Source organism: Pseudomonas sp. MDT1-17, from assembly GCF_054898105.1.
Map to the genome: position 1 here is coordinate 5,788,190 of NZ_JBUBVM010000001.1, position 15,754 is coordinate 5,803,943.

General features: G+C 58.5%; 14 protein-coding genes and 3 pseudogenes. 5 read left to right on the plus strand and 12 right to left on the minus strand.

Features of this window, described 5'->3' with window-relative positions:
- Positions 1 to 10: 10 nt before the first annotated feature.
- The 3 genes from ACYZTX_RS26775 to ACYZTX_RS26785 form a co-directional block, all read right to left on the minus strand.
- Positions 11 to 1,377 (minus strand): IS3 family transposase gene (locus ACYZTX_RS26775; protein WP_462036549.1). Its coding sequence is split into 2 segments (ribosomal slippage): positions 11 to 888 and positions 888 to 1,377, totalling 1,368 coding nucleotides; the frame shifts between segments, so codons are not numbered across the junction.
- A gap of 496 nt (positions 1,378 to 1,873) precedes the next feature.
- The gene (locus ACYZTX_RS26780; RefSeq protein WP_462037117.1) at positions 1,874 to 2,932 is read right to left on the minus strand and encodes an IS110 family RNA-guided transposase; all 1,059 of its coding nucleotides are present in this window, start codon (positions 2,930 to 2,932) and stop codon (positions 1,874 to 1,876) included.
- Between the two features lie 175 nt (positions 2,933 to 3,107).
- Positions 3,108 to 3,320: a FitA-like ribbon-helix-helix domain-containing protein gene (locus tag ACYZTX_RS26785; RefSeq protein WP_462036550.1), complete on the minus strand. Its 213-nt coding sequence runs from the start codon at positions 3,318 to 3,320 to the stop codon at positions 3,108 to 3,110.
- A gap of 459 nt (positions 3,321 to 3,779) precedes the next feature.
- On the opposite strand from ACYZTX_RS26785, the gene ACYZTX_RS26790 reads away from it, so the two are divergent.
- Positions 3,780 to 4,142 (plus strand): DUF6124 family protein, encoded by a 363-nt coding sequence (locus ACYZTX_RS26790; RefSeq protein WP_462036551.1) that lies wholly within the window; start codon positions 3,780 to 3,782, stop codon positions 4,140 to 4,142.
- Positions 4,143 to 4,278: 136 nt separating this feature from the next.
- Here ACYZTX_RS26790 and ACYZTX_RS26795 read toward each other — a convergent pair whose 3' ends face one another.
- The 6 genes and pseudogenes from ACYZTX_RS26795 to ACYZTX_RS26820 all read right to left on the minus strand — a co-directional run.
- Positions 4,279 to 4,647, minus strand: a complete 369-nt coding sequence (locus tag ACYZTX_RS26795; protein ID WP_462036552.1) for a glyoxalase superfamily protein — start codon at positions 4,645 to 4,647, stop codon at positions 4,279 to 4,281.
- A gap of 120 nt (positions 4,648 to 4,767) precedes the next feature.
- Positions 4,768 to 5,420 (minus strand): annotated as a pseudogene (locus ACYZTX_RS26800) (amidohydrolase family protein); the annotation flags it as partial.
- Positions 5,421 to 5,594: 174 nt separating this feature from the next.
- Positions 5,595 to 7,040, minus strand: a complete 1,446-nt coding sequence (locus tag ACYZTX_RS26805) for a SulP family inorganic anion transporter (RefSeq protein ID WP_462036553.1) — start codon at positions 7,038 to 7,040, stop codon at positions 5,595 to 5,597.
- Between the two features lie 209 nt (positions 7,041 to 7,249).
- Positions 7,250 to 7,975: pseudogene (locus ACYZTX_RS26810) on the minus strand (NAD-dependent epimerase/dehydratase family protein); the annotation flags it as partial.
- A gap of 26 nt (positions 7,976 to 8,001) precedes the next feature.
- A complete protein-coding gene (locus ACYZTX_RS26815; protein WP_462036554.1) occupies positions 8,002 to 8,913 on the minus strand; it encodes a LysR substrate-binding domain-containing protein in 912 nt (303 codons plus the stop codon).
- 166 nt (positions 8,914 to 9,079) lie between these two features.
- A pseudogene (locus ACYZTX_RS26820) lies at positions 9,080 to 9,541 on the minus strand (NAD(P)H-dependent oxidoreductase); the annotation flags it as partial.
- A 1-nt stretch (position 9,542) separates the two neighbouring features.
- On the opposite strand from ACYZTX_RS26820, the gene ACYZTX_RS26825 reads away from it, so the two are divergent.
- The gene (locus ACYZTX_RS26825) at positions 9,543 to 9,857 is read left to right on the plus strand and encodes a putative quinol monooxygenase (RefSeq protein ID WP_462036555.1); all 315 of its coding nucleotides are present in this window, start codon (positions 9,543 to 9,545) and stop codon (positions 9,855 to 9,857) included.
- Here ACYZTX_RS26825 and ACYZTX_RS26830 read toward each other — a convergent pair.
- Complete coding sequence (locus tag ACYZTX_RS26830) at positions 9,847 to 10,611, minus strand: sulfite exporter TauE/SafE family protein (RefSeq protein WP_462036556.1); 765 nt, start codon at positions 10,609 to 10,611, stop codon at positions 9,847 to 9,849. The two genes, ACYZTX_RS26825 and ACYZTX_RS26830, sit on opposite strands and share 11 nt — an antisense overlap.
- Before the next feature lie 231 nt (positions 10,612 to 10,842).
- On the opposite strand from ACYZTX_RS26830, the gene ACYZTX_RS26835 reads away from it, so the two are divergent.
- Together ACYZTX_RS26835 and ACYZTX_RS26840 are read left to right on the plus strand one after the other, a co-directional pair.
- Positions 10,843 to 11,724 carry a LysR family transcriptional regulator gene (locus ACYZTX_RS26835; protein ID WP_462037118.1) on the plus strand — a complete coding sequence of 294 codons (882 nt, stop codon included), beginning with the start codon at positions 10,843 to 10,845 and terminating at the stop codon, positions 11,722 to 11,724.
- A gap of 112 nt (positions 11,725 to 11,836) precedes the next feature.
- Positions 11,837 to 12,181 (plus strand): cupin domain-containing protein, encoded by a 345-nt coding sequence (locus ACYZTX_RS26840; RefSeq protein WP_007946320.1) that lies wholly within the window; start codon positions 11,837 to 11,839, stop codon positions 12,179 to 12,181.
- Positions 12,182 to 12,227: 46 nt separating this feature from the next.
- Here the strand turns inward: ACYZTX_RS26840 and mmsB are convergent, their stop codons facing one another.
- Positions 12,228 to 13,115, minus strand: a complete 888-nt coding sequence (gene mmsB / locus ACYZTX_RS26845) for a 3-hydroxyisobutyrate dehydrogenase (RefSeq protein ID WP_462036557.1) — start codon at positions 13,113 to 13,115, stop codon at positions 12,228 to 12,230.
- Positions 13,116 to 13,125: 10 nt separating this feature from the next.
- A complete protein-coding gene (locus ACYZTX_RS26850) occupies positions 13,126 to 14,652 on the minus strand; it encodes a CoA-acylating methylmalonate-semialdehyde dehydrogenase (RefSeq protein ID WP_461976772.1) in 1,527 nt (508 codons plus the stop codon).
- A gap of 149 nt (positions 14,653 to 14,801) precedes the next feature.
- Between ACYZTX_RS26850 and ACYZTX_RS26855 the strand changes: the two genes are divergently transcribed.
- On the plus strand, positions 14,802 to 15,749 hold the full coding sequence (locus ACYZTX_RS26855) for a LysR family transcriptional regulator (RefSeq protein WP_150658678.1): 948 nt from the start codon (positions 14,802 to 14,804) through the stop codon (positions 15,747 to 15,749).
- The last annotated feature ends 5 nt before the right edge of the window (positions 15,750 to 15,754 follow it).

The window sequence follows — 15,754 nt, forward strand, 5'->3', positions numbered from 1 at the left end:
GATTGTGGACCTATATCTGAACGGACTGAGTTCTGTATTCAACAGGGCTCAGTCCGTTCAGCTTCAGCTTGATGCGACGGTGATTGTAATAGTGGATGTAATCCACCAAACCAGCGTGAAGCTCGTCCAGATTACTGAATTTGTTCAGGTAAAAAAATTCTGATTTGAGCGTGCCAAAGAAGCTCTCCATGGCCGCGTTATCGTAACAGTTGCCTTTGCGTGACATGCTCGGTGTGACCGAGTGCTCTTTGAGAAGCTGGCCATAAATGGGCATCCGGTACTGCCAGCCCTGGTCTGAATGCAAAATGGGCTTTTCATCTGGTTTGAGCCGCGTAAAAGCTTCGATGAGCATTGTCCCAACCATGCTGAACACCGGCCGTTTGGCGATATCGTAGGAAATGATTTCGCCGTTATACAGGTCCAGGATTGGCGAAAGATAAAGCTTCTGTCCTCCCACTTTAAACTCCGTGACATCGGTCACCCACTTCTGATTGGGCTGTGAGGCTTGAAAATCACGGTTCAGAAGATTTGGTGCGGCTCGACCAACCTCACCTTTGTAAGCGCGATACTTCTTCACACGCACACGGCATCTGAGATCAAGCTCCGCCATGAGGCGCTGGACAGTTTTGTAGCTGATCACGTAGCCAGCCTTGCGCACTGCCAGCGTTACGCGGCGATAGCCAAGCTTGCCTTCGTCTTCGTTGAAAACCTCGCATATCTTGGCTTTCAGATCCGCATATTTATCAGCCGCCTGGAGCACTTTCTGCTGATAGTAGAACGTGCTGCGCGCTAATCCAGCGGCTTTCAACAGGCCGTCGAGAGAGTGCCGCTGCCTCAGTTCGATTACGATTTGCGCTTGTTCTCTTGCGCTGCTCGTTTCTTCTGAACCAAGGCATCGAGCTTTTTTAGATAATCAATTTCCAACCGAAGTTGATTCAGCTCTGCGATCAACTCCTCCCGGGTACGAGACTCATCAGGTAACAGAGGCTGGGCTGGTTCGGGCGGTTTGGGCATCTTTTTCGTAGATCCGGTTCGTCTGGGTTGGCTGAGCAAGGCATTTTCACCGCCTTTATCATAGCGACGCTGCCAATCGCCGACGATGTTGAATTTCCGGATATCAAACAACGCCGCGACTTGGCGATAGGAAAGCTGTTCCTCACGCATACGCTTCAGCACCGACATCCTGAATTCAACGCTGTAGTGCTGCACCTTTTTTGCTTCTAACGCCACAGCACCGTGCACCTGGTAGGCCGCGACCCACTGGCGCAACGACGAAAAATCCACTGCGTGTTGATGCGCGACCTCTCTCAAACCCGCTTTGCCGGTACAGTAATCCTGCACGGCTGATAACTTCGCTTGAACGGTGTACTTACCCATGAAACACCCCATCAGTTGTGTCCAACTTTTGGGGTGCAGACCACTCCCGCGTGGGAACGATCCATATGCCTAATGCCGATCAGTTAATAAATTGCAGGCAAAACACGCTCTTTGTAGCAACTGGCGAAGCCTGCGTTCGGCTGCGTAGCAGTCGTGAAATCAGTCAACAAGATGTTTCAGGAAGACCTCGCACTCAGGTTTTACGACTGCTACGCAGCCGAACGCAGGCTTCGCCAGCTGCTATGTATGGACTCGCCCCCACTGTCTACCCGCTTTTGAAAAAACCGTCGCCCCGTTGCATCTATGTATCAGGCCTATTCGTGGAAGCCGTCTTCGGCTTCTGGCCAAAATTGGTAAAGCTCGTGGTATGCCGATTACAGTCAGGCCTCGAAGGCCAGTAGCAGCTAAGGCATCAATCCACGCCGGTCTTACCTGGGGTCAATTTTCTTCAGCAAAGGGTCGGACAGTCAGTACCTCGGTGGCAGAACTCTGTCGCTCAGTGGCTTATCGTCGCTTGCTGGCCATCACCAGCGTGGCGACGATAAGTCTGGTCATTCTGTAGAAGCACCCAGACGATTCGCAGGTTGCGGTTGGCTAGCCTGATCGCAGCCTCCTTACGACCCAGCCGGCTCACCCAGCGCAACAAGCGGCGGTCATCGGGTTGCTGGGAATCAGGTCGTAGTTGTTGCAGCACCGCATGGGCTCCCTGGATCATCAGGCTGCGTAAATAAACATCACCTCGCTTGGTCATGTCCCCCAGCCGGACCGTCTGCCCGCTGCTGTGCTGGTCAGGCACCATGCCAAAGTACGCGGCAAACTTGCGGGCATTGGGAAATCGCTCAGGTTTGGTTTCCTTGGCCACCAGTGCCGTGGCAGTGACTGGGCCGATGCCGCGCACAGTCATCAGTCGCTTCGCCGTCATGTCGGCGTTGGCGGCCACTTCCAGGCGTCCCGTCAGCACGCTGATGCGCTCGCCCAAATGGCGCCACTCGGCCAACAGTTCGTCGATCAGTTCACGCAGCAGGCCAGGCACCGGCTGGGTAGCATCTTCCAGTACCCGCGGAATTTTCTGGCTGATCGCAACATCGCCCTGCGCCAAGGCCACGCCGTGCTCAAGCAGCAGGCCGCGCATCTGATTACTTACCGCCGTGCGTCGACGCACATAGCCCTGTCGGGCGCGATGCAGCGCCTGCATTGCCAGCGCCGCAACGCTTTTGACCGGTACTGCGCATATTTTTTCATCGCGACCAGCCCGCAGAATCGCCAGCGCATCGTTGCGATCATTTTTAGGCCCGCTGCGGTGTGTGGCCACCAAACCGGCTGGAAGAATGCGCGCCAGATTGCCTTGGTCTTGCAGCTGCCGGGCCCAGGCTTGAGCACCCGGACCGGTCTCCATCAAAACCACGACATGAGGCGGTAACTGTTGGAGAAACTCATAAAACGCCTCACGCGACTTGATCCGCTGCTCGTAGTGCACCTGGCCGAGGACATCTTCACCGGCGACCTGAAAGACCTGCTTGGCCAGATCGACCGCCAAAGTTGTACAGGCCGACAAATCGGAAGAAGACAGGGATTGATCAATCGAACTATGATTTTTCATGGACTCGCCCTCGCTGTCGTTGGCTGTTTAGACTGCCACCGTGGCGCATTGACGCCTCGGCTTGGGCGAGTCCATCCAATTACAGATCGTGTTACGGCTTAACTGATCGGCATTAGCCTACATGCCCGCTCTAGCGAGAAGGCAGCTCCAACTCAACGCCACCATCGGCTCTGAACCGCTGGTTGATTCGAGTCCCCAGTCCCTTTGCACAGTCGTTTTGATTAAGTGCATGCACGAGAATCATGCGTGCTTCTTCTTCCACCGAACAGCCATTGCAGCCTGCCGAAATACGCAGCTGCTCAAAGAGCTGGGAGTCAAGATCACTAAGGGTAATGCTGGCCATAAGCGCTTCCTGAACTCGTCAAAATGATCGGACGACACTAGCACAGGCATCAAATTTTCCTGCTTCCTCTAGACGCTAATCGCATGTGTATCGGAAAAGTCCGCTCGTTAGACAGAGTTTGTTTAACGGCCGTCAGTGTTACGTCATGAAAGCTACAACGCCTTGCGTCATCGCCTACAGGTGCGTAAGAATCCGCCGGCTTGTGCACCTAAGGCCTGGGCTATATCGTTTTCCGGTCGCTGAAAAAAACAGCGATCGGGTTTGGTAGCCCGGTTGACTTATGTGCATAGCGCACCTGATGCAGGCCTTTTGGCTCGTGTATTTAATGGTGGCCATGCGCAGGGCGCTTTCGAACGCGCCGGTTTTCCAAGTCACCGGTCTACCAACCCGCGTATGGCCACCACCCTTCGTTTGGTAGCGAGGGTGATGGCTCCTCTTTTCTGATTTGGAGTTTCATCTATGTTCAAGGTCACACCCAATCCGCCAGATACCGATCCGGCATCCCCGTACGAAAGCCTCGACTCAAAAAAACTCCACGAAGCCGCCGAGCGCGCCCTCGATTTCCACTTCAACACGGCCGCCGACATCAAAGCCACTGAGCGTAAGCTCGGCACGATGTTCATCGTCAATCCTGAGATCGATGTCGAAACCCTGCTGACCCATGCTTGTGAATCGCTGGCATCGGCCAATGTCATGGCCATGGATTTGGCGGATCGTATGGATGGACCGAGTCGCAACTCCCTGTTGGGCATTGCGCAAGTCATCATGCTGGGCGAGCTGGCGGTGAATCGAGCGCTGGATCAACTCGACCTGGCTGAGTAGCCACTGGCCTCCTGCAACTTCCGGGTCTGACATTCAGTCAGCGTTGAATCACAGATCCAATCGCGGGCAAGCCCGCTCCCACAGGGTATTCGCTGAACCTTTGGGGGCGGGCTTGCCCGCGATGGCTATCTAAAGATCAAACACTAATCGCATTGGTAAACACCAACCGATTGCCAAACGGGTCGGTCACGGTCATGTCCTGGCTGCCCCACGGCATGGCCTGGATGTGTGGGCGGGCGAACGGGTATTCCTTGGCCAGTAGTTGCTGCTGGAATACCTCAAGTTCATCGGTCTCGATCCGCAACGCCGAGCCTGGCGTGCTATCACCGTGATGCTCGGACAAGTGCAGCACGCATTCGCCACGGGAAACCTGCAGGTACAACGGAAAGTTGGGTTCGAAACGATGCTGCCAGTCGATCTTGAAACCCAGGAAGTCGACGTAGAACTCCACGGCCTTGATTTCATCGAAAATCCGCAGGATCGGGGTGGTTTTGACGAAGCTCATGGAGGTGCTCCCAGACTGATAAGGCCCAGAGTGTAGCCGGGCGAGATGTCAGCGCTTCGGCTTGGTAATGGTTTTCTTTAGTTGCAATGTGCCATCACTGTGACGCAGTACTCGGAATGTTCAGTGGAACCCGTCACGCAGGTCCCCTTGCCGCGCCAGAAACCGCCCTTCCCGTCTTCCGTTTGCCTGACCGTCGCTGTAACTCAAGACACCGTTGACCCAAACCCCATCAATCCCTTCCGCCGCTTGTTGCGGATTATTGAAATCTGCCACGTCGCGTATCGTCACAGGATCGAACTACACCAGATCGGCCCAATGCCCTTCCCGGATTTCGCCACGTTCCTTCAGGCCAAATCGCGCCGCCGACAACCCGGTCATTTTGTGCACGGCGGTGTGCAACGGAAACACCCTATGTCACGACTGAAATGGCCAAGCACGCGCGGGAATGCGCCCCACAAGCGTGGATGAGGAAACGGGGCTTCCGGTAGTCCGTCAGAGCCGACCATTGACAGCGGATGCTCGAGGGACGCCAGCAGTTGCGGACTACGCCCCCAGTTACCGGCGCCGGCGCATTTGAGGTGGGAAATGATCACCGGTGTTTTCGCATGACGGCCGATTTGGAACGCTTCATCCATGGCCTCCAGCACCGGCTCGAATTCGCTGCGCAAATGGGTGGTGTAGACCGCGCCGAATGCGCTCAACTCTTCGGTCAACTGCATCACTTCATCGGTGGATGCCGAGAACGCGCTGGCGTAGGCCAGACCGGTGGCAAGAACGTCGATGACCAGCAACAGGCCGTAGCGCATCTCGAGACGTTATTTTCAAACGAGGTGAAACTGATTTTCGTGGTGGGACAAGGGATGTCGCGCAAATGTATGGGAGGTCGCAGGTTATGAAAATCAGGCAGGCGGATATTCATCACGCCTGCCGGGGTTAGGGGTTAGGCGTTAGTCGTGATTCACGCGAGCCCGCTTGAGCAGCTTCTTGCAGCGTTCGGACAAGTGCAGCACACGCAGGTGCTTGCCGGCCTTGGCGTAGCGTTCACGCAGCGTTTTCAGCGCGGCGATCGCCGAGTAGTCGACGAAGCTCAGGTGGCGACAATCGATCGTCACTACGGGTGGGTCGTTAGCGGGGTCGAACTGATTGAGGAAAGGTGCAGTCGAGGCGAAGAACAGCGTGCCATGCAGGTGGTAGAGCTTGCTGCCGTCGACTTCAAGATGACTGTCGGCATAGAGCTCGCGGGCTTGTTGCCAGGCAAAGTTGAGCGCCGCAATGATGATCCCGCACAACACGGCAGTGGCCAGATCGGTGAACACCGTAATGACCGTTACCGCGATGATCACCAACACGTCGTTCAGCGGCACCTTGTTCACCACCCGCAACGAGGCCCAGGCAAACGTCTGCTGCGACACCACGAACATCACCCCGACCAATGCCGCCAGCGGGATGCGCTCGATCAGCGGCGAGAGGAAGAGGATGAACAGCAAGATCATCACCCCGGCCACCACACCGGACAGCCGACCGCGTCCACCGGAACTGAGGTTGATCACCGTTTGACCGATCATCGCGCAGCCACCCATGCCGCCCAATACGCCGGAGACCATATTGGCCGCACCCAGCGCCACGCACTCACGATCCGGGAAGCCACGGCTCTCGGTGATCTCGTCGGTGAGATTCAGGGTCAGCAGGGTTTCCAGCAAGCCGACCAACGCCATCAATATCGCGTAGGGGGCGATGATGTGCAGGGTTTCCAGGGTCCATGGGATGTCTGGCAGCGCAAAGGTCGGCAAGCCGCCGGCGATGTGCGCCATGTCGCCCAAGGTGCGGGTCGGCAGACCGAGCAGATACACCGCCAGGCCAACGCCCAGGATCGCCACCAGCGCCGGCGGCACGGCTCGCGTCAGGCGCGGCAGCAAGTAGACGATGGCCATCGTCACGGCAACCAGCCCTGCCATCAGGTACAGCGGCGTGCCGCTGAGCCAGACGTCACCGCTCTTGAAATGTTCCAACTGCGCCAGGGCAATGATGATCGCCAGGCCGTTGACGAAGCCGAGCATCACCGGATGCGGCACCATCCGCACCAGCTTGCCCAGCTTCAGCAGCCCGAACGCCAGCATGATCAGCCCGCCCAGCAACACGGTGGCCAGCAAGTACTGCACGCCGTGCTGCACCACCAACGCGACGATCACCACCGCCATCGACCCCGCGGCGCCGGACACCATGCCCGGCCGCCCGCCGAAGAGCGCGGTCAGGGTGCAAATGATGAACGCGCCATAAAGCCCCATCAATGGATTGAGGTGGGCAACCAGCGCGAAGGCGATGCATTCGGGTAGCAGGGCGAAAGACGTGGTGAGCCCGGCCAGGGTATCGGCGCGCAGATGTTTGGGTTTCATGGCTGACCTAAAATACAGGCGGGGAAAGAGGGAGCGGATGTTACGGAATTGAAGGCGACCCGGCCAGTTGTTGGGCTGCTGAAAACGCCTTCGCGAGCAGGCTCGCTCCCACAGTGGGTCTTCGTCGTACACAAAATCTGTGTCCTACGAAGATCAAAATGTGGGAGCGAGCCTGCTCGCGAAGAACGATGACTCGGTTTAGAGTGAACTCACACCATCTCGTCACGAATCCATTCAATCACCGATTTCCGCTTCGGCGCCCAGCCCAGTAGTTCACGCGCATGTTTACCGCGAACCCGGCTGTTGGAGCCCAGGCCATAGTTGGCCATTTCATAACCCCACTCGGCTTCCGCATCCTTCAGCGGCCAGTCTTGTGGCTCAGCCAGATTCAGCGCTTGGGCAATCGCCGTGGTCATGTTGATAAACGACGCTTCACCGCTTTCGACGAAGTAGAAAGTGCCCGGTACGTTTTTGCTCAGCGCCAGCAGGTACACGCAAACCACGTCTTCGATGTGCACGTTGGACCAAATGTTTTGGCCAGTACCCACATGCCGAACCACACCACTTTTTCTCGCCTGTTTCAGCAAACGCGGTAGCTGCACGCTGTCACGATTCACGCCCAGGCTGTGGCCGTAGATCAGCGTGTTGCAGATCACGGCCGAGTTCACCCCTTCTTTCGCAGCCGCAAGGATCAGGTTGTCGATGGCCACGCGAGCAGCCTTGTCGACCGTCGGCTCCGGCAGGTTGTCTTCGTAATAGATAACGTCGCTGGATTTGCCGCCCGACGCATCGCCGACAATGCTCGAACCGCTGGTGTGCAGGAACACTTTGTTGGAACCGCGAAGCGCATTGAGCAACGCGTCCACTGCGCCGCGATGGTCGCTGCTGGCGGCGTTGATCACAGCATCGGCAGCGCGGGCCTGTTCGGCCAGTAGTACGCCTGTTGCGCAGGGGTCACGAATCAGCCCTTGAAATCCGCGTTCGCGTAAGCCGCCAATTTGCCCTGGATGAAGTCCAGGAAGCATTGAATCCGTAGCGCAAGTTGCGAGTTACGGTAGTACACCGCATTGATCGGCTGGCGATAGCCGCTGTTGAAATCCGCCAGCAGCACCTGCAAGCGTCCGGCGCGGATGTCATCAATCATCATGAAATCCGACAGACAGGCAATGCCCTGGCCTTCCAGCGCCAAGTGTCTGATCGTCTCGCCGCTGGACGCGCTGATTGAAGCCTGAATCGGCCAGCGATCCCCGTGCACATAACGTAGCGGCCATTGGTTGAGACCTTCGTTGTGAGTAAAGCCCAGCAGCGAGTGCCCGGACAAATCCGCCACTTCAGCCGGTACGCCGTGTTGTTCAAGATAAGCCGGGCTGGCGACGATGTGCAGCGGACTGCACCCCAACGAGCGGGCATGCAGCGTCGAGTCGGCCAGGGTGCCGATACGGATAGCGATGTCGGTGCTTTGCTCCAGCAAATCGATGATCAGATCGTTGCTGTTGAGCTCCAGCTGGATGTCCGGATAGAGCCGGCGGAACTCATCGATGTAGGGCACGATGGCGTGCAGCATGAACGGCGATGCGGCGTTGATCCGCAGACGCCCGGATGGGGTTTGCTGGCGTGAGGTCAGGCGTTCTTCGAGCTGGTCCATCTGATCGAGAATCAGCTTGGCGTGCTCGAAGAAGTACTTGCCCTCCTCGGTCAGGTCCATGCGTCGCGTGGTGCGGTTGATCAGCGTGGTATCGAGTTTCGCCTCCAGCCGAGACAACGTGCGGCTGACCGCCGAAGGCGTTTGCCCGACCTGCTCGGCCGCAGCTGAAATCGACCCGCATTCAATCACGCAGACGAAAATCTGCAACTCATCGGATCTGGCTTTCACGTGTGTCCTCTTTCGCAAATCAGCGAGGCATCAATCGCCAAGATCGCAGCCTTCGGCAGCTCCTACAAGGATTGCGTCACACAGAACCACCGAGTGTACGCAATATGTAGGAGCTGCCGCAGGCTGCGATCTTTCCCGCCGTTGCGACGGATACTAGCCGGAAAACCTATGCTGGCAGACCGAATACCTCAGTCAAATGCTGTTCATAGCGCGCCACGTCGTCTTCGTTATTCGGGCGTTTCATCACATCGACCGCCAGGAAGGTCGGCAAGCCGGTCATGCCGAGGAATTCGCTAGCCTTGTGAAACGGGAAGTACACCGCGTCCACGCCTTGGGCTTCGAAGAAGTCGCTCGGGTCGTCGAAGGCTTGCTGCGGGGCGTTCCAGGTCAGCGAAAGCATGTACTGCTTACAGTGCAACAGGCCGCCGCTGCCATACTTTTGCGAGGCGTCGGAACGGGTGCGGCCGTCGCTGGCGTAGAGGCTGCCATGGCCTTCGGTGAAGACTTCGTCAATGTACTTTTTCACGGTCCAGGGCGCGCCCATCCACCAGCCGGGCATCTGATAAATGATCACGTCGGCCCAAAGAAATTTGGCGACTTCTTCGGCGAAGTCGTAACCCTCATCGATGATGAGTGAAATGCAAGGCTTCATCCTGCACGCGAAGACCCTCCCGGAAAAATCCGACGCCTTCGAAGCCTTTTTCAGCGGTTATGTGCAAGCGAGCCGCGCCGAACCCGGGTGCATCGAGTACCACATGCTGCGAGACAAACAGGACCCGACGCTGTTTATCTTCTACGAGATCTGGCAGTCCCAGGCTCACCTCGATGTGCACTCGAACCTGCCGCACATGAGGCAGTTCCGCGACATGCGCATGGAGTACCTGGAACGGGATTTCGATATCCGCGCCATCGACATGCTCAGCCCGTCGTCCGCTACCCGCTGATCAGCAAGTGGCCGCCAAGCACGCCGAGGCCGATGAAGAACACGCGCTTGAACAGCACGGCGCTGATCCGCTGGCGCAGCCATTGCCCCAGCAACATGCCGAGCACCGCCGGGATCAGCGCCAGCAACGACGCACTTAACTCGCCTCCGCCCAGCGCACCGCGCCATAACAGGCCGGCGGCCAAGGCCAGGGTCGAGACGGTGAACGACAGACCCAGTGCCTGCACCAGTTCATCTTTGCTCAAGCCCAGCGCTTGAAGATAAGGCACTGCCGGAATCACGAAAACGCCGGTGGCCGAGGTGATGACGCCCGTCAACGCGCCGCAAAGCGGACCCAGCCAACGTTCGGTGTGACTGCCAACACGCAAGGTCGGCATGAACAAGCCGCTCAACGCATAGAGCAACAGCGCAGCGCCCAATCCCCGCACGACCCAATGACCACCGGCCATGCCGATCCACAACGTGCCGGCCCCGGTGCCGATGAAAATCGCCAGCGACATCGGCCACAACCGTTTAATCAAGCCTCGCAAATGCCCGCCGAATGCCAGTTGCCAGACATTGGTGAGCGTCGCGGGGATGATCAGTAGCGCAGCAGCCTGCGACGGAGCCATAGCCAGACCGAGCAAACCCATCGCGATAGTCGGCAGCCCGAGGCCGATTACACCCTTGATCATGCCGGCCAGCAGAAAAGTACCGATGACCATAAATGAAAGGGCCAGACCGAGGTTTTGATAGAACGCGGCGAGTGTATTCATGGGGCTATCGTGAGCCCGGATCGGCCACTTGAAAATCTGCCATATACTGAGGCAGCCTCTTGCTTTGACAGAGGCTAGAAATTTCGCTGCGGCCGCTGACGCCTTCGCGGGCAAGCCCGCTCCCACAGGGATCTATGGCGGACACCAGATTTGTGTTCGATGCATTCAACTGTGGGAGCGGGCTTGCCCGCGAAGGCGTCCGCCCAGACAACAAACATCCTGGGGCTGACGATGCACTTCGACCTGACCGACCTGCGCCTCTATTTGAACATCCTCGACAGCGGCAACATCACCGCCGGCGCGGCTCGCAGCCATTTGTCCCTGGCGGCAGCGAGTGCGCGCATCCGCGCCATGGAGGCTTCGTTGGGTCTCGAATTCCTGGACCGCGGTCGCCGCGGCGTCACGCCCACATCTGCCGGCAAAGCCTTGGCGCAACACGCCCGTGTCCTGCTGCAACAGTCCGAACGCATGCAACAGGATCTGGCCGAATACGCCAACGGCGTCAAAGGTCAGGTGCGACTTTTGTGCAACACCACAGCGATCACCGAATACCTGCCGGAGTTGCTTGCGGACTTTCTGCGCGAGCACCCCAATCTCGACATCGACCTGCAAGAACGGCCCAGTGCACGCATCACCCACGCCTTGCGCCAAGGTGCGGCCGACCTGGGTATCGTGTCCGACGCCGTGGACACCGATGGCCTACAGACCCGCGCTTTTTGCGACGATCCGCTGGTACTGATCCTACCCCGCGACCATCCTTTGGCCGACATCGAATCGTTAAGCTTCAACGACACCTTGCACCACGACTATGTCGGTCTGAACGCCAACAGCGCCTTGGCCGTGTACCTCGAAGAACAGGCACTGCACGCAGGTGTACGCCTGCAGATCCGCATCCGCGCCGACGGTTTTGATGGTGTGATGCGCATGGTTGCCCGGGGCGCGGGGCTAGCGATCGTGCCCCTAGCGGCGGTTGAGCGCTGGCGCGGTGAACAATCCTTCAAGAGCCTCGCCCTGCAAGAAACCTGGGCCCAACGCAAACTCCTGCTCTGTGCCCGAGACTTTACGGCGCTGCCCGGTTACGCCAAGGCCTTGCTGCACGCCTTGACCCTTTAGGTTTTGGTTCTGCGCGTTTCTGGATACTTCGATGTCGAGCACAGACAACTGACCGGTGGACGGGCGCTATAGGGTGCGACTTCAGTTCTCTAGTTCACTGCCCGGAGTCGACATGACCGCACCTATTACCGTTCTTCGCGATACCCACCCACTGCCGGTGCTTGATGCCTGCAAATGGGAAAAACTCGAAGGCGACCCGCACACCGTCAACCTCAACGCCTATACCAGCGAAGACGGCAGCAAGATCATGGGCACCTGGATCTGCACACCAGGCAAGTGGTATGTGGAATATGTGAAGTGGGAATACTGCGATTTCCGCGAGGGGTACTGCATCATCACCCCAGAAGGAAAGGAGCCGATCCATCTGCGCGCCGGTGATATTTTCGTCATTGAGCCGGGGATGAAAGGCACGTGGGAAGTGGTTGAAACCGTGCGCAAGTATTTCGTGTTTGCCTGATGCAAAAAACCGGGAACCCGCCCGACGCGGGTTCCCGGAAAACCCCTTATTGGGGTTTGCGATAGCTGTTGATGATCGCCGAGAAGTCCTTCCCTCCTTCCCCACGCTGACTCATCGCCTGATACAACTGCTGGGCCACCGCGCCGAGCACCACCGGTTGGTGGGCCTGACGCGCCGCTTCAGTGGCCAGCCCCAGATCCTTGAGCATTAGTTCGGCACCGAAACCACCGGTATAGCCACGCGAGGCCGGCGCTGTTTCGACGATGCCGGGCCACGGGTTGTACATCTCCGAACTCCAGCAACGCCCGGTGGAACTGTTGATGATTCCCGCCAGCACCGTTGTGTCGATGCCGAGAGCATCACCCAGCGCCATGGCTTCACTGACACCGACCATGGAGATCGCCAGCAGCAGGTTGTTGCAGATCTTGGCGATTTGCCCGGTACCGACTTCGCCGCAATGGACGATGTTGCGGCCCATCTGCGCCAGCACCGGTTGCAGGGTGGCGAACAGTTCAGGGGTGGCGCCGACCATAAAGGTCAGGGTCCCGGCAGTTGCACCACCAGTACCGCCAGAGACCGGCGCATCCGCCATGGCCACGCCTTGCTTGGCTGCCGCCGCCGCAACATCACGCGCCGTCTGCGGATCGATGGTGCTGCAATCCACTGCCGGTACACCCTTGGCGATACCCGCCAGCACGCCGTCTTCACCCAACCATACGCTGCGCACATGCACAGCGGCTGGCAGCATGGTGATCACCAGCTCTGCACCTTGCGCGGCTTCACGGGCCGAAGCGCTGATGCTGCCGCCGAGTTGCTCCAGCTCTGCCAGAACGGTTTTGTTCAGGTCGACCAGCCTCAGTGCATGACCAGCCTTGATCAGGTTGCGCGCCATCGGCGCGCCCATGTTGCCGAGACCGATAAAAGCGATTTTCATGTCCGGCTCCTTAACGCAAGTTGATGGTGGTGTTCACACCGTCGTTGACGCTGTCGTCATCGAACCAGCGACTGGTGACAGTCTTGGTCTGAGTGTAGAACTGCACCACTTGCTTGCCATACGGACCGAGGTCGCCGAGTTTGGACCCGCGCGAACCGGTGAAGCTGAAGAACGGAACCGGCACTGGAATCGGGATGTTGATGCCGACCTGGCCGACATCGATTTCCGTCTGGAATTTACGCGCCGCCGCCCCGCTTTGAGTGAACAGCCCCGTGCCGTTGCCGAACGGGTTGGCGTTGACCAGTGCAATGGCTTCATCGAGGGTGTCGACTTCCAGCACGACCAGCACCGGACCGAAGATTTCCTGGGTGTAGATCTGCATCTCGGGCGTCACGCCGGAGAACAGGGTCGGGCCGACAAAGTTGCCTTTTTCGAAGCCTGGAACGGTCACGTCGCGACCATCCAGCTCAAGCTTGGCGCCTTCCTTGATGCCGCTTTCGATCAGATCGAGAATCCGTGCCTTGGCCCGTTTGGAAATCACCGGCCCCACATCAGTGCCCGGCTCGCTGCCGGCATTCACTGTGAGTTTCTGTGCCAGTGCTTTCAGGTCAGGCAGCCATTGCTTGGCCGCGCCCACCAGCACCACCACGGACGTGGCCATGCAGCGTTGCCCGGCGGCACCGAAACCAGCACCCACCAGCGCATTGAGCGCTTGTACGCGATTGGCATCCGGCAGCACCACGGCATGGTTCTTCGCACCCATCATCGATTGCACGCGTTTGCCGTGTTTGCCGGCCAGGTCGTAGACGTGAGTGCCGACGGCGGTCGAACCGACAAAGGAAACAGCCTTGATGTCTTTATGTGTGCAAAGCGCGTCCACCACATCCTTGCCGCCATGAACGACGTTAAGCACGCCCGCTGGAACGCCGGCCTCGATCGCCAGTTCCACCAGCAGCATGGTCGACATCGGGTCCTGTTCGGACGGCTTGAGCACGAAGGTGTTTCCGCAGGCGATGGCCATCGGGAACATCCACAGCGGAATCATTGCCGGGAAGTTGAACGGGGTGATGCCGGCGCAGACGCCGATGGGCTGACGCAGGGTGTAGGTATCGACGCCGCCAGCGACGTTCTCGGCGAATTCACCCATTTGCAGGCTGCCGATGGAACAGGCGTGTTCGACCACTTCCAGGCCGCGGAAGATATCGCCTTCAGCGTCGGCGATGGTTTTGCCTTGCTCATTGCTGAGCACCACGGCGATACGCTTGGAGTGTTCGCGGATCAACGCCTGGAGCTTGAGCATGATGCGCATCCGCGCGCCGATCGGCGTCAGCTTCCAGGTCTGGAAGGCGCGATGGGCGGCGCTGATTGCGGCATCGACTTCCTGCGCGGTGGCGAACGGTACTTTCGCCAGCACTTGCTGGGTCGCCGGGTTGACGATGTCGTGCCACTCGGTGGTCTGGGACTCGACCCACTCGCCGTCGATCAACAGCTTTACCGTTTGGACAGTGGTTTCGTTGGGCGTGAGCGATGCGTTCATGCTGGTCTCCTGGACTTGTTGTTATGCAGGGAGCCAAGGCGGATAAGTCGCCTTGAGATGAGGCGTGTGTCGCGAATTGGTTGTCGGACTGTTTTTGGAGTATAGATGTGCAAACTTCTAATAAGAACGCACATAAAAGCCGGTCCATCATGCAAAAAAACATCACGTCGTTAGGCTCGTTGAACTGGGATGACCTCAAGTTTTTCCTCGAAGTCGCCCGCACCCGCAAGGCCAGCACCGCGGCCAAGCGCCTGGCGGTCGACTACACCACCGTGTCGCGGCGCATCAGCTCGCTGGAAGCGGCATTGGGCACACTGCTGTTCGAGAAATCCCGGACCAGCGGTTTTGTCCTGACCGCCGAAGGCCAGCGGTTGCTCGGTTACGCCGAGTCGATTGAAAGCACGCTGCACATGGCCTGCGAACAGGTTTCGGGGTCCGGCGTCGCGTTATCCGGGCATGTGCGAATGGGTTGCACCGAAGGCTTCGGCAGCTTTTTCATCACTCCGCAGCTGAGCCATTTCGTCGATGCCTACCCGGCGATATCCGTGGACATCCTGCCGCTGCCGCACTTCATCAGCCTGTCCAAGCGCGAGGCCGACATCGTCATTGCCTTGGAGCGCCCGGAGCATGGCCCGTACGTCTGCTGCAAACTCTGTGACTACAAATTACAGCTCTACGCGACTCAGGACTATCTGGACAAGCACCCACCGATCCGCCGCCCGGCAGACTTGGGCAAGCATTCATTCATCAGCTACGTCGACGATCTGGCGTTCAGCTCGGAGCTGTTGTACCTGGCAAATGTGTTGCCCGGCGCCAGTGCCAATTTGCGCAGCACCAGTGTGATCGCGCAATTCGTGGCCGCGCAGCAAGGCCGGTCGCTGGCGATTTTGCCGTGCTTCCTGGCGGCCCAGGATCCACGGTTACTGCCGGTGTTGCCGGAAGAGATCAACATCACCCGCCAGTTCTGGATGTACTGCCGCGAGGACCTGCGCAAGCTCAAGCGGATCACATTGTTGTGGGACTACATCCGCGCGGTCACTGAGCAGAATCAGGGTCTGTTGATGGGAGAAAGTCGGGAGACGCTGTTCGCCGATTAGTCGGC

Bases quoted from the DNA above. Each gene is read 5' to 3' on its own strand.
- ACYZTX_RS26785 (WP_462036550.1), bottom strand. From the start codon at position 3,320: ATGGCCAGCATTACCCTTAGTGATCTTGACTCCCAGCTCTTTGAGCAG.
- ACYZTX_RS26790 (WP_462036551.1), top strand. From the start codon at position 3,780: ATGTTCAAGGTCACACCCAATCCGCCAGATACCGATCCGGCATCCCCG.
- ACYZTX_RS26795 (WP_462036552.1), bottom strand. From the start codon at position 4,647: ATGAGCTTCGTCAAAACCACCCCGATCCTGCGGATTTTCGATGAAATC.
- ACYZTX_RS26805 (WP_462036553.1), bottom strand. From the start codon at position 7,040: ATGAAACCCAAACATCTGCGCGCCGATACCCTGGCCGGGCTCACCACG.
- ACYZTX_RS26825 (WP_462036555.1), top strand. From the start codon at position 9,543: ATGAGTGAAATGCAAGGCTTCATCCTGCACGCGAAGACCCTCCCGGAA.
- ACYZTX_RS26830 (WP_462036556.1), bottom strand. From the start codon at position 10,611: ATGAATACACTCGCCGCGTTCTATCAAAACCTCGGTCTGGCCCTTTCA.
- ACYZTX_RS26835 (WP_462037118.1), top strand. From the start codon at position 10,843: ATGCACTTCGACCTGACCGACCTGCGCCTCTATTTGAACATCCTCGAC.
- ACYZTX_RS26840 (WP_007946320.1), top strand. From the start codon at position 11,837: ATGACCGCACCTATTACCGTTCTTCGCGATACCCACCCACTGCCGGTG.
- mmsB (WP_462036557.1), bottom strand. From the start codon at position 13,115: ATGAAAATCGCTTTTATCGGTCTCGGCAACATGGGCGCGCCGATGGCG.
- ACYZTX_RS26850 (WP_461976772.1), bottom strand. From the start codon at position 14,652: ATGAACGCATCGCTCACGCCCAACGAAACCACTGTCCAAACGGTAAAG.
- ACYZTX_RS26855 (WP_150658678.1), top strand. From the start codon at position 14,802: ATGCAAAAAAACATCACGTCGTTAGGCTCGTTGAACTGGGATGACCTC.